This window comes from Sphingomonadaceae bacterium OTU29LAMAA1, from assembly GCA_024072375.1.
GTDB lineage: Bacteria > Pseudomonadota > Alphaproteobacteria > Sphingomonadales > Sphingomonadaceae > Sphingomonas.
Map to the genome: position 1 here is coordinate 1657309 of CP099617.1, position 12683 is coordinate 1669991.

Here is a 12683-nt window from a genome sequence, read left to right on the forward strand (position 1 = left end):
ACGCAGCAGCGACCGGGTTTATATACCACTCAGTATAGAACGTGGCGCTTGCGAAGCGACAGCCACGCGCCACCCGATGCGTCGCCGTCCGAGTAAGGGACGGCAAACTGGATATTCAGCCGGAGCGATCCGACGGCGCACAGCCTGTGCGCCGATCGTAGCCGTTCGCCAACATCGACCATCAGCCTCGGACCGGGCGTCCGCGGGCAACGACCCGCCGTGTCCGCACGACATGATCAAGGGAGATCATCATGGCCTATCTTTCCTTTACCGAACTCGGCCCCGACGGCATCGTCGCAGTATCCGGCCCGGTCGCAGACCTCGTGCCGCGCATTGCGGCTGCGTCGCGTACCGGAGAACGGGCAACTGCCGCACGGCTCAGCGCACTCGAATGGTCGGTGGTCGCACTCGCCGCCAAGGACCCGCTGTCGTCGCTGCGCACGCCCGGCCGGATGGCGGTCGCCATGGCCGCCGTGTTCGGTGATCGCCGGCGCTCCGCGTTGGCAGACCCGCGACTGGAGGCGCTGCGCCGGATCGCAGTGCTCAGCCGCCATCAGGGTTACACCGTCGCCCCCACCGAAATTCGCGCGTTCGTCGCCGCCGGCTTCAGCGAGGATCACTACGAACTGATCGTCGACAGCCTTCGTGCCGCAACCCGCAGCGCTGGAGCCCGCGCATGAACATGCATGTTCCCATCGAAACCTCTGCAGCGGATACACCCGCCGCGGCACCGCATCGGCGTTGGCGCAAGGGTGCGCTCGTGCTCGTCCCGCTCGTGATCGCCGGGCTGGGCTATGGGCTGATCGACCATGATGCCCCCGCCGTCGCCGCGCCGCCGCCGCCCACCGTCACGGTATCGCAGCCGCTGGTGCGCGAGGTGAACGAGTGGGACGATTATGTCGGCCGGTTCGAGGCGAGCCGCAGCGTCGAGGTGCGCCCACGCGTGTCGGGCGCGGTCACCGCGATCCACTTCACCGACGGCGCAATCGTGCGGAAGGGCCAGTTGCTCTTCACGATCGATTCCCGCCCCTTCGCCGCCTCGCTCGCCGAAGCGCGCGCCGGTCTGGCGAGCGCACAGAGCGACGTCGCCCTTGCCCGCGCCAATCTCGACCGCGCCAACCGGCTCGTCGCCGATGACGCGGTGTCGAAGAGCGACGTCGACCAGCTCAACGCCCGCCTGCGTGCCGCCACCGCCAGCCTCGCCGCCGCGCAGGCCCGCGTCCGCTCGCGCGCGCTCGACGTGGAATTCACGCAGGTCCGCGCACCGATCGCCGGCCGCATCTCCGATCGCCGGATCGACGCCGGCAACCTCGTCGCCGCGGGCGATTCGAACGGTACGCTGCTGACCACGATCAACGCGCTCGATCCGATCTACTTCACCTTCGACGGGTCGGAGGCGCTGTTCCTCAAGACCAGACGCGCCGCCGCCTCGGGTGCCGACGTGACCCCGGTCGAGGTGAAGTTGCAGGACGAGGGCGACTATCGCTGGAAGGGTCGCCTCGATTTCACCGACAACGGACTCGACCCGAAATCGGGGACGATCCGGGGCCGCGCGGTGCTCGCCAACCCCGGCCTGTTCCTGACGCCGGGCCTGTTCGGCAACATGCGCCTCGGCAGCGGCGGCACCACGCGCGCGCTGCTGGTCCCCGATTCGGCGGTGCAGACCGACCAGGCGCGCAAGACGCTGCTGACCGTAGCGCAGGACGGCTCGGTCGCCGCCAGGCCGGTGCAGCTCGGCCCCGTGCTGGGCGGGCTGCGCGTGATCCGCGCCGGCCTGTCGCCCACCGACCGCGTCGTCATCAGCGGCACGCAGATGGCGATGCCCGGCACCAAGGTCACCGCCAGGCCCGGCCGCATCGCGCCGGCGTCCGAAGCCGCACCGCCCGGCGGTGGCGGGGCTCCGCTCGCGGGCGAAGTCACCTTCGCCCGGTAACCCCCACTCACCCTCATCAGGCGCACCGCCGGTGAGGGTGAGACCGATATGCCTGTCGAATTCCATCCTCTTCCGGGGAGCCTGCCATGCGCTTTTCGCGCTTCTTCATCACGCGCCCGATCTTCGCCGCGGTCATCGCGGTCATCATCACGATCGTCGGCGCGATCGCCTATTGGGGCCTGCCGGTCTCCCAATATCCCGACATCGTGCCGCCGACGGTGACGGTCACCGCTACCTATCCCGGCGCGTCGGCGGAAACCGTCGCGGAGACGGTCGCCGCGCCGATCGAGCAGGAGATCAACGGCGTCGACAACATGCTCTACCAGAGCAGCCAGTCGACCGGCGACGGCACGGTCACGATCACCGTCACGTTCAAGCTCGGCACCGACCTCGACGCCGCGCAGGTGCTGGTCCAGAACCGCGTCGCCGTCGCCGTGCCCCGCCTGCCGGAAGAGGTGCAGCGGCTGGGCGTCGTTACGCGCAAGACCTCGCCCGACTTCCTGATGGTCGTGAACCTCGTGTCGCCCGACCACAGCCTCGATCGCGGCTACATCTCCAACTACGCGCTGACGCAGGTCCGCGACCGGCTGGCGCGCATCGACGGCGTCGGCGACGTGCGGCTGTTCGGCGCGCGCGACTATGCGATGCGCGTGTGGATCGATCCCGGCCGCGCCGCCGCGCTCAACCTGACCGCGGGCGACATCGTCCAGGCATTGCGCGCGCAGAACGTGCAGGTCGCCGCCGGCACGCTCGGCCAGCCGCCCTATGCGAACGGCAGCGCGTTCCAGCTCAACGTCGAAACGCAGGGTCGCCTCGTCGATCCGGCGCAGTTCGGGCAGGTCGTGATCCGCACCGATGCGGACGGCCGCCAGGTCCGCGTCGCCGATGTCGCGCGCGTCGAACTGGGCGCGGCCGATTACGGCTCCAACACCTATTTGTCGGGCGAACCCACCGTCATCGCCGCCGTCTTCCAGCGCCCCGGATCGAACGCCCTCGCCGCCGCCGAAGCCGTCAGCGCGGAGATGAACGCGATGGCGAAGGACTTCCCCAAGGGGCTGGAATACCGCGTCATCTACAACCCGACCGAGTTCATCGCCCAGTCGATCGACGCGGTGAAGCATACTTTGGTCGAGGCGATGATCCTCGTCGTCCTCGTTATCCTCGTCTTCCTGCAGAAATGGCGCGCGGCGATCATCCCGATCGTGGCCATTCCCGTGTCGCTGATCGGCACCTTCGCGGTGCTGGCGGCGCTGGGATACAGCCTCAACAACCTGTCGCTGTTCGGGCTGGTGCTGGCGATCGGCATCGTCGTCGACGACGCCATCGTCGTGGTCGAGAACGTCGAGCGCAACCTGGAGCGCGGGCTCACCCCGCTGGAAGCGGCGCGTACGTCGATGGACGAGGTGTCGGGCGCGCTGGTGGCGATCGTGCTGGTGCTGTGCGCGGTGTTCGTGCCGACGCTGTTCCTTACCGGCCTGTCGGGCGCGTTCTACCAGCAGTTCGCGGTGACGATCTCGACCGCGACGATCATCTCGCTGCTGCTGTCGCTAACGCTGTCGCCGGCGCTCGCCGCGATGCTGCTCAAGGCGCATGTCCATGCGGAGCACGGCAACCGCCTGACCCGCACCGTGCACCGCGCCGGCGATGCGTTCAACCGCGGGTTCGAACGGATGAGCGCCCGCTACGCCGCGCTCACCGCCGCGCTGGTCGCCCGGCCGAAGCGGATGATGACGGTCTATGTCGGCCTGATCGCCGCCACCGGCGCGCTGTTCTGGGCGACGCCATCGGGCTTCATCCCGGCGCAGGATCAGGGCTACTTCCTGACCGTCGTCCAGCTTCCCTCCGGCGCGTCGGTCGAACGCACCGACGCTGTCGTGCAAAAGGTCGCCAAGCGCATCCTGCCGCTGGCCGGGGTAAAAGGCGCGGTGATGCTCGCGGGCTTCGACGGCCCGTCGCAGACGCTCGCCCCCAATGCCGCCGCCGCCTACATCCCGCTGAAATCGTTCGAGGAACGCGGCGAGCTCGGCGTCACCCTCGCCAGCATCATGGACGAGGCGCGCAAGGCAACCGCGGATATCGACGAGGCCCGCATCCTCGTCATCCCGCCGCCGCTCATCCAGGGGATCGGTTCGGCCGGCGGCTATCGCCTGATCGTGCAGGACAAGAACGGCGGCAGCTACCAGAAGCTGGGCGAGGAGACGGGCAAGCTGCTCGCCAAGGCGAACCAGACCGAGGGGCTGGCGCAGGTCTTCACCTTCTTCGATTCCGCCACGCCGCGCATCTTCGCCGACATCGACCGCGCCAAGGCGGACATGCTCGGCGTCCCCCCGGAACGCGTATTCGAAGCGTTGCAGGTCTATCTCGGCTCGGCGTTCGTGAACGACTTCAACCTGCTGGGCCGCACCTACCGCGTCACCGCGCAGGCCGACGCGCCGTTCCGCGCGACCACGGCGGACATCGCCAACCTCAAGACGCGGTCGAACAGCGGCGCGATGGTGCCGATCGGATCGGTGTCGACCTTCCGCGACAAGACCGGGCCGTACCGCGTCACCCGCTACAACCTCTTCCCCGCAGTCGAGGTCGATGGCGACACCGCGCCCGGCTATTCCTCCGGTCGCTCGCTGGTGACGATGGAAAAGGTCGCGGCCGAAACGCTGCCGGCGGGCTACGGCACCGAATGGACCGGCATCGCCTTCCAGCAGAAGGCGGCGGGCAGCACGGCGGCGATCGTCTTCGCGCTGGCGGTGGTGTTCGTCTTCCTCGTGCTGGCGGCGCAATATGAAAGCCTCGTGCTGCCGCTGTCGATCATCCTGATCGTGCCGATGTGCCTGCTCGCGGCGATGATCGGCGTGAACCTGCGGGGGATGGACAACAACGTCCTCACCCAGATCGGCCTCGTCGTGCTGATTGCGCTCGCCGCGAAGAACGCGATTCTCGTCGTCGAGTTCGCCAAACAGGCGGAGGAACAGGACGGCCTGTCCCCGGTCGAGGCGGCGGTGCGGGCGGCGCAGGACCGGTTGCGGCCGATCCTGATGACCAGCTTCGCGTTCATCCTGGGCGCGGTGCCGCTGCTGATCGCGAAGGGTGCCGGTGCCGAGCTGCGGCAGGCGCTGGGGACCGCGGTGTTCTTCGGGATGATCGGCGTCACCGGCTTCGGCCTGTTGTTCACCCCCACCTTCTACGTCGTGTGCCGCGCGCTGGGCGATCGTCTCGCCCGCCGCCGGCGCGCCCCCGCCCCAGACCAGACCGCGCCTCACGCGCTGCCGGCGGAATAAGGAGCCAAAACCATGCGTGCCATCCTCGCCACCGTCTCCGCACTGGCCACAGCACTGGCCCTCGCCGCCTGCGCGACCGGCCCAGACTATGTCGCCCCGCAGACGCCCGCCGCCGCGGCGGGGCCGTTCCTGTCGACCAGCACCGCGATCGACCCGACCGCCCCTGCCAGCGACCGCTGGTGGCAACTCTACGACGATCCCGTCCTCGACGGCCTCGTCACCGACGCGCTCACCGCGAACACCGACCTGCGCGTTGCCGCCGCCCGCCTCGCCCGTGCCCGCGCGTCGCTGCGCGAGGTTCGGGGCGACCGCCAGCCGCAGGGCAATGTCAGCGCCAGCGGCAATTACGGCCGCGTGTCCGAAATCCAGACGATCCCCGGCGTCGATCGAGAGGGCTGGCGCGTCGATGGCGGCCTCAACGTCTCCTACGAAGTCGACCTGTTCGGCCGCATCAGCCGCAACGTCGAGGCGGCGCGGGGCGACGTTGGCGCGGCGCAGGCGGACCTCGACGCGGTCCGCGTGTCGATCGCCGCCGAGACCGCCCGCGCCTATGCCGACGCCGCCTCCGCCGCCGAACGCATCGCCGTGGCGGAGCGGATCGTCGCGCTGATCGACCGCTCGCTCGGCGTCACCTCGAACCGGGCCAAGGTCGGCCTGACCACCGGCCTCGACACCGCGCGCATCGCCGCATTGCGCGATCAGCGCCTCGCCGACATCCCCGCGATCCGGGCGCAGCGTCAGGCGGCGCTGTTCCGGCTCGCGACGCTGACCGGACGTGCGCCCGCCGACCTGCCGCCGATCGCCGCCGCCCGCACGACGACGCTGCGCCTCGATCGCCCGATCCCCATCGGCGACGGAGCGCAGTTGCTCGCCCGCCGTCCGGACGTGCGCGCCGCCGAACGCCGCCTCGCCGCCGCCACCGCGCGGATCGGCGTCGCCACCGCCGATCTATACCCGAAGATCAGCCTGGGCGGATCGATCGGCCAGACCAGCACCGGCCTCGGCGACCTGTTCGGCGGCGGCCCCCTGCGTTGGCTGCTCGGCCCGCTCATCAACTGGAACGTCAACCCGACGAAAGCCCGCGCGCGCATCGCCGGTGCGGAGGCCGATACGCAGGCGGCGCTCGCGACCTTCGACGGAACCGTGTTGCAGGCGCTCGAGGAGAGCGAAACCGCGCTGTCCACCTATGCAAACGCGCTGCAACGCCGCACCGCGCTGCAATCGGCGCGCGATGCTGCCGCCGCCGCCGCACGCATCACCCGCGCCCAGCAACGCGAGGGCCAGATCGACAGCCTCGTCGCGCTCGACGCCGAACGCACGCTCGCGGATACGGAGGCGACGCTCGCGCTCGCCGATGCACAGATCGCCACCGCGCAGGTGGACGTGTTCAGGGCGCTCGGCGGCGGCTGGGCCGCCTGAGTGCTACCGGCTCCGCTCCTCGCGCAGTCGCATCGCCAGCGCCTGCCCGGAAGCGGCGGCATAGGCCTGGCACGCGCCGGCCTCCGTCCGGAACCGGTCCGTGCGTCCGCCCTGATCCGCATGCGCGGTGATCAGGATATCGCACGGGATACGGCGCATCCGGGCGTGGCTGCGGGCGAACGCCGCGACGATCGGCCGGCCAGCCGCCACGGTGTAGCGATATCCGTCCGCCGACACGGGGTTGAGGCTGGAGGCGAAGACGATCGCGCGGCACTGCGCGCGGGCGCACGAACGCCAGCTCCAGCTCATGCTGCCCATCGTATGGCCCGGTGTCGCCTCCGCGCGGATCGCCACGCTGCCCAGGCGCAGCACCTCGCCGTCGCGCATCACCTTTACCGTGCCGACCGCGGGAAAGCGGCTGTCGTATCCCCGCTGCGGGTCATCCGCCGCAAGCCTCCCCGAGCGCAACCCCTCGGCCCCGCGCACGCTGGCGACCACCGTCGCACCCGTATCGCGAGCCAGTGCTGCAATCCCCCCGGCGTGGTCGAAATGTGGCTCGGTGCTCAGAATGTAGCGGATGTCGCGCGGTCGAAAGCCCAGTTTCGCGACATTGGCGAGGATCGCGGGCGCGGCCTGCGGCAACGCCCCGTCGATCAGGATCAGGCCTTTACCGGTGTCGATCAGCGCCACGTTCAATCCGCCGAACCCGACCAGATAACTATTGCCGAAAACCCGTACCGGCGGCCGGGGCGCGAGCCATTCCGCGGTATGATCGCCGACGATCGGCCGGGTCAGCGGATCGGCCCGACGTTGTGCGTCGGCCGATCCCATCGGCGTCATGGCAAGAAGTACGGCTATGGCGGCGCGCATGGATCATCCCGTCGATCGGTGGAGCGCACCTTGAACCATGCGCAGCGCCGATACGCCAGTGCCGGGGTTCCAGCCTCGATCGCCGGCTACCCGCGCGTCGCTCCGGGCTGAAACGACTTCGGCGTGGCCGGCGCCTCTCCATCCTCGCCGCGGTGATCGAACAGGTGCGCCAGCATCGCCGCCATCGCGGTCTGGCCCGCTTCGGTCAAACCGACGTGGACGCGGCGGTGATCGGCGGGATCGGCCTGCCGTTCGATCAGGCCCGCGTGTTGCAGCCGGTCGATCCGCCGCATCGCGCTCGCCGGACTTTCGCCCGACAGCAGGATCAGGTCCTTCACGCACAATCGCTCGGCGGTGCATCTGGCGATGAACAGGTCGATCATCATGTCCCACGCCGGATCGACCAGCAGGTCGCGCGGCAGAAAGGCACTCATCGTCGCGCGCAATTGCCGCGCCTGACGGGCGCAGGCGAGCAGCGCGGGGGAATGCGCGATATCGGTCATCGTTCGCGCAGGGCCTCCTTTGCCCGGTTGAGCGGCTTCAGCAGATATTGCAGCACGGTCTTGCTGCCGGTGTGGATGTCGACCGTCGCGACCATGCCGGGCGTGATCGCGAACCGCTTTCCGGCCTTGTTGACCAGGCTGTCCGCCTTCGTCCGGACGAACACGCGATAGTACAACACGTCGGGTTTCACCTCGTCGCGGATCGTATCGGGCGAGATGCTGGCGACGGTGCCGTCGAGGCCGCCGTAGATTGAATAGTCGTAAGCGGTCACCTTGACGCTCGCCGACTGGCCCGGACGGATGAAGGCGATGTCGCGCGGCTGGATGCGCGCCTCGATCAGCAGGCGTTCGTCGAGCGGCACGATCTCCATCAGCTTGCCGTTGGGCGGCACGACGCCGCCGATCGTCGACACCTCGATATTCTTGACGACACCGCGCACTGGCGAGCGCAGCGTGAGGCGCGACAGCGTGTCGGACCGGCCGCGGACGACGGGAGCGAGGCTGTCGACCTCTTCGGTGACCTTGGCGAGGTCCTGCCGCGCCTCGACCATATATTGCGAGCGGAGGTCCGCCTTCTTGAGTTCAAGATCGGCCCGCTGGCGTTGCAGGCGCAGCACCTCGACGCTGCTCGCCGCACCGACCGCGATCAGGCGCTGGCCGATCGTCACCTCTCGCCCGATCAGCGCAAGGCTCTGGTCGATCAGCCCGATCGAGGATTGCAGGCTGCTTCGACGCGCCGCGTAGAGGCGACTTTCCGCCGCTTTCAGATCGGGAAAGCGGTCGAGTTCGGCGGGAAAGGACAGCGGTGTGCCGTTCGCCTCCGCCCGCAGGCGCGCTGCACTGGCGAGGGCGGCGCGATATTTGGCGGCGCTTTCCTCAACCGTCGATCCCGCCTGCGTCGGGTCGAGCTGGGCGAGCAACTGTCCGGGCGTGACGATGTCGTCCTGCCGCACGGTCAATTTGGTGAGGATGCCGCCCTCCAGCGACTGGATCACCTGCTCGCGGCTGGTCGGGACCACGCGCGCCTCTCCGGTCGCCACCTCGTCCAGGTCCGCGAACCAGGCCCACAGAAGCGCGGCGGCGAACAGCGCGGCCAGGATCCAGACCAACCGCGTCGCATGGACGAGGCGAGCCTCCCCCTCTCCGCCGAACAGATGGTCGTCGTCGATCGCGATGCCGGTCATGCCGCCGCACTCCGCGTGCCGCGCATTTGCGCGAGGATCTGATCCTTGGGTCCGTCGAGGACGACGCCGCCGTTGTCGATGACGATGATGCGATCGACGATCTCCAGCATCCGCATGCGGTGGGTGGCGACCACCAGCGTTCGCGTCCGGCTCCATCCGCCAAGCTGTTGAATGAAGTGACGTTCGGCCCCCTCGTCCATCGCCGCGGTCGGTTCGTCGAGCAGCGCGACCGTCGGCTGGCGGAGCAGCAGACGCGCGAGCAGCAGCGTCTGGATCTGTCCGCCCGACAGGCCGATGCCGCCCTCCTGCACGATATGACCGAGCCCCTCGCGCAGGCGGCGGACCATCGTATCGGCGCCGACCATTGCCAGCACCCGTCCGATCTCCGCGTCCGACGCGGCAGGCGCGCCCAGCGTCAGGTTCTCACGCAGCGTGCCGTGGAACAGGCGGCTGTTCTGGGTAAGCAGGCCGATGTCGCGGCGAACGTCGGCGGGATCGACCTGATGCAGCGCCAGACCATCGACCAACACCTCGCCCGCGACCGGCTGGAGCATGCCGGACAGCCCCTGCAGCAGCGTCGATTTGCCCGCGCCGTTCCGCCCCAGCAGCGCGATCCGCTCGCCCGCCCCGATATCGAGGCTGGCGACCGTGAGCGCGGGCGGGGCGTTGGGATCGCCATAGGTGAAGACCGCCGATCGCAGCGCGAAGTCGCCTGCTACCGCAGGCAGCGGGATACGGTGATCGGCATCCGCGCTGTCGACCGGCAACGCCATGATCTGGTTGAGGCTGCCCATCGCCACCTTGGCATGCTGCAACCGGCCGAGCAGCTGCGTCACCTGCGCCATCGGCGCCATCATCCGCGACCCCAGGATCGACGTGGCGACGAGGACGCCGGTGGTGATGGTCCCGGCGATGACCATCGGTGCGCCGACGAAGATGATCGCGGCATAGACACCGTTCTGCACGCTCTGCGTCCACACGGACAGGCCGTTGGTGAGGCCGCGCAGGCGCAGCTGTGCCTCGCCGGCGACGGCATTGTAGTGGTTCCACTGGTGGTGGAAGCGCTCCTCCGCCTGCAACGCCTTGATGTCCTCGATCCCCTGCACCGCCTCGACCAGCATCGCGTTGCGCAGCGAGGATTCGCGCATCGATTCGGTCGCGAGGATGCGCAACCGGCGCTGGGCAAGAAGGCCCGGTAACAATAGCAGGACAAGCGCCCCGACCGGCACCAGCGCCAGCCCGCCACCGATGTACCAGAGCAACCCCAGGAACATCAGGAAGAACGGCATGTCCGCGACCGTCGCGACAGTGGTCGAGGTGAGCATGTCGCGGACCTGATCTAGGTCGCGGAGCTGCGCGATGAAGGTGCCCGTTGACGCTGGCCGTGCCCGGTTACGCACACGCAGCGCGTGGCCGAAGACCCTGTCGGATATGCGCAGGTCCGCGCGCTTGCCCAGCACGTCCACGATATTCGTCCGCAACCGGCGCAGCAGGAAGTCGAATCCGATCGCGATCAGCACGCCGACGAACAGGATGGTCAGCGTCGGGATCGACCCGGCCGGTACGACCCGGTCGTACACCTGCATCGAGAAGAGCACGCCGGCGAGCCCCAGCACGTTGGTGACGACCGATGCCACCATGACGTGGCCGTAGGATCGCGCGTCCGCCATCAGGATGTCGCGCAGCCAATGGTCCTGAAACGGACGGATATAGGTGTCGATGCGCGCATCGGGCGTCGAACGCGAGGGACGTGGAATGACGAACCCCGTCGCGGCGTCGGTCAATTGCGTCAGCGGCAGACGGGTCTGGCCACCGCGATCGCCGGGCAGGATCATACGGGCATGGCCGTCGGCGTCGATACCCTCGATCAGTGCGATCTCGCCATCCGCCAGCCGGGCAATCACCGGCAGTCTCCAGCTGGTCACGCGCATGCCGTCCGCGGGCGCGAACTGCACGCTCAGCCCGGTGGCCCTCGCGAGCGTACGGATACGTGCCTCGTCGTCGCTGCCAAGGTCCCATTGCGCCGCCAAGCGCGCGCGCTGTTGCGATACCGGCAGCCGGTAATGCCCTGCAACGCGGCCGAACAGGTCGAGCCAGCCGTCGATCGACGGCACCGCAGTCAGATGCGCGGTCACAACGTCACCCCACGCACCGACGTGCCGGACAGGTGGAAGGCATCGCGCATCCGCCCCGACAGGAACAGGCAGTCGACCTGCAACCGACGCAAATTCTGCGTGATGTCGACCGCCTGAAAACGGACCTGCTGCAATTCCTGTTCGGCGTTGAGCAAATCGACCAGCGTCCGCGTACCCATCTCCAGATACTGGATGCGATACAGGCGCCCGGTCTCGCGCATGTTGCCCTCGCGCGACGCCAGCGTGGCGACGAGTTGCGACAGGCTGTCGATCTGCTGCTGCGCCTCAGCGAGGCGTTGGCTGGTCTCGTTGCGGACGCGCCGCTTCGCCGCTTCCGCCGCTTCCAGCTCGTAGGATGCGCTGCGCACCCTTGCTTTGGTGATGCCGCCACCGAAGATGTTGCCGCTGACGCGCAGCCCGAAATTGTAGATGCTTCGGTTGCCGAACGGCGACCCGATATCGGTGGACGCATCACCACCCACCGACAGCGTCGGATAGCGGTCGGCGCGGTTGCGCCGCAACGCGGCGGCGGCACGTTCCGCCTGTGCGTCGGCGACCATGACGGCGGGTACCATGTCCCACGTGGGCGCAGGTCCGGCGCAGCTGCGCATCAGCCAGTCCGGCACGTCCGCCGACACCGTCGCCGGCGGCGCGTCGCGGCCGAGCAGATAGGCAAGATTGCTCGCCCAGCGCCGCTCCTCCGCCTCCACCGATGCGAGATTGGCGATGGCGGCCTCGACCCGCGCCTGCGCCTGAAGCGCGTCCGAACGGGTCGCCGCGCCCAGCGCCGACCGTTTGCCGACCAGATCGCTGATCTCGCGGATACGGTTGGCCTGTTCGCGGGCGATCACATGCTGCGCCGATGCGCGCTGATATTCGACGACGGCATAGGCGGTGTCGCGGATCAGCCCATCGATCGCGAGCAGCATCTCGGCACGCCCGATACGGGTGCCGGCGCGCGCGCCCGCGACCTCGCTCGACACCTTGCCGAAGTCGTAGAGCATCTGCGACGCGCCGACCTGCGGCCGTGGTCGCCACGTCCCTGACACGCGGCTGTCATAGCCGCTGCCGACGCCCGCGCTGACCGTCGGCAGATAGCCGGCACGCGCCGCCTTCACGTCTTCCGCCCGTGCGGCCAGCGCACCGGCCGCCTCGATCACCGACGGATGCCATGCCACCGCTTCCCGGGCGGCGGCTTCCAGCGTGATCGCGGCAGTCGGACCCGCGGCGGCGCCACTGGTTCCGATGGTCAGCAGGATGCCCGCACCAAGCAGCCTGATACGGTCAGATATTGGATAGATCATGGTATCCCGGTCCTCTCCCGCGATCAGGAAAGGCCCGGGGGATTTAACAAACAGTGTAGA

Annotated in this window: 9 protein-coding genes; 4 read left to right on the forward strand and 5 right to left on the reverse strand. The window is 68.9% G+C overall.

Annotation, left to right across the window (positions count from 1 at the left end):
- Positions 1 to 251 precede the first annotated feature (251 nt).
- The 4 genes from NF699_08235 (at position 252) to NF699_08250 (ending at position 6627) form a co-directional block, all read left to right on the forward strand.
- Positions 252 to 680 (forward strand): hypothetical protein, encoded by a 429-nt coding sequence (locus tag NF699_08235; GenBank protein ID USU06632.1) that lies wholly within the window; start codon positions 252 to 254, stop codon positions 678 to 680.
- Positions 677 to 1933, forward strand: coding sequence for an efflux RND transporter periplasmic adaptor subunit (locus NF699_08240; GenBank protein ID USU06633.1), 1257 nt, complete (start codon positions 677 to 679; stop codon positions 1931 to 1933). Before NF699_08235 ends, NF699_08240 begins: the two co-directional genes overlap by 4 nt.
- An 86-nt stretch (positions 1934 to 2019) precedes the next feature.
- The gene (locus NF699_08245; GenBank protein USU06634.1) at positions 2020 to 5208 is read left to right on the forward strand and encodes a multidrug efflux RND transporter permease subunit; all 3189 of its coding nucleotides are present in this window, start codon (positions 2020 to 2022) and stop codon (positions 5206 to 5208) included.
- 12 nt (positions 5209 to 5220) lie between these two features.
- Positions 5221 to 6627, forward strand: coding sequence for a TolC family protein (locus NF699_08250; protein USU06635.1), 1407 nt, complete (start codon positions 5221 to 5223; stop codon positions 6625 to 6627).
- Positions 6628 to 6630: 3 nt separating this feature from the next.
- On the opposite strand, the gene bla is transcribed toward NF699_08250, so the two are convergent.
- The 5 genes from bla to NF699_08275 form a co-directional block, all read right to left on the reverse strand.
- Positions 6631 to 7497: a subclass B3 metallo-beta-lactamase gene (bla, locus tag NF699_08255; GenBank protein USU06636.1), complete on the reverse strand. Its 867-nt coding sequence runs from the start codon at positions 7495 to 7497 to the stop codon at positions 6631 to 6633.
- An 86-nt stretch (positions 7498 to 7583) separates the two neighbouring features.
- Positions 7584 to 8000 carry a MarR family transcriptional regulator gene (locus NF699_08260; GenBank protein ID USU06637.1) on the reverse strand — a complete coding sequence of 139 codons (417 nt, stop codon included), beginning with the start codon at positions 7998 to 8000 and terminating at the stop codon, positions 7584 to 7586.
- Positions 7997 to 9184, reverse strand: coding sequence for an HlyD family type I secretion periplasmic adaptor subunit (locus NF699_08265; protein ID USU06638.1), 1188 nt, complete (start codon positions 9182 to 9184; stop codon positions 7997 to 7999). The genes NF699_08260 and NF699_08265 overlap by 4 nt, the downstream gene beginning before the upstream one ends.
- On the reverse strand, positions 9181 to 11319 hold the full coding sequence (locus tag NF699_08270) for a type I secretion system permease/ATPase (protein ID USU06639.1): 2139 nt from the start codon (positions 11317 to 11319) through the stop codon (positions 9181 to 9183). Before NF699_08270 ends, NF699_08265 begins: the two co-directional genes overlap by 4 nt.
- Positions 11316 to 12623 carry a TolC family protein gene (locus NF699_08275; protein USU06640.1) on the reverse strand — a complete coding sequence of 436 codons (1308 nt, stop codon included), beginning with the start codon at positions 12621 to 12623 and terminating at the stop codon, positions 11316 to 11318. Before NF699_08275 ends, NF699_08270 begins: the two co-directional genes overlap by 4 nt.
- Positions 12624 to 12683: the final 60 nt, after the last annotated feature.

Excerpts from the sequence above, each read along its gene's own strand:
- NF699_08265 (USU06638.1), bottom strand. The coding sequence starts at position 9,184 with ATGACCGGCATCGCGATCGACGACGACCATCTGTTCGGCGGAGAGGGG.
- NF699_08235 (USU06632.1), top strand. The coding sequence starts at position 252 with ATGGCCTATCTTTCCTTTACCGAACTCGGCCCCGACGGCATCGTCGCA.
- bla (USU06636.1), bottom strand. The coding sequence starts at position 7,497 with ATGCGCGCCGCCATAGCCGTACTTCTTGCCATGACGCCGATGGGATCG.
- NF699_08245 (USU06634.1), top strand. The coding sequence starts at position 2,020 with ATGCGCTTTTCGCGCTTCTTCATCACGCGCCCGATCTTCGCCGCGGTC.
- NF699_08240 (USU06633.1), top strand. The coding sequence starts at position 677 with ATGAACATGCATGTTCCCATCGAAACCTCTGCAGCGGATACACCCGCC.
- NF699_08275 (USU06640.1), bottom strand. The coding sequence starts at position 12,623 with ATGATCTATCCAATATCTGACCGTATCAGGCTGCTTGGTGCGGGCATC.
- NF699_08250 (USU06635.1), top strand. The coding sequence starts at position 5,221 with ATGCGTGCCATCCTCGCCACCGTCTCCGCACTGGCCACAGCACTGGCC.
- NF699_08260 (USU06637.1), bottom strand. The coding sequence starts at position 8,000 with ATGACCGATATCGCGCATTCCCCCGCGCTGCTCGCCTGCGCCCGTCAG.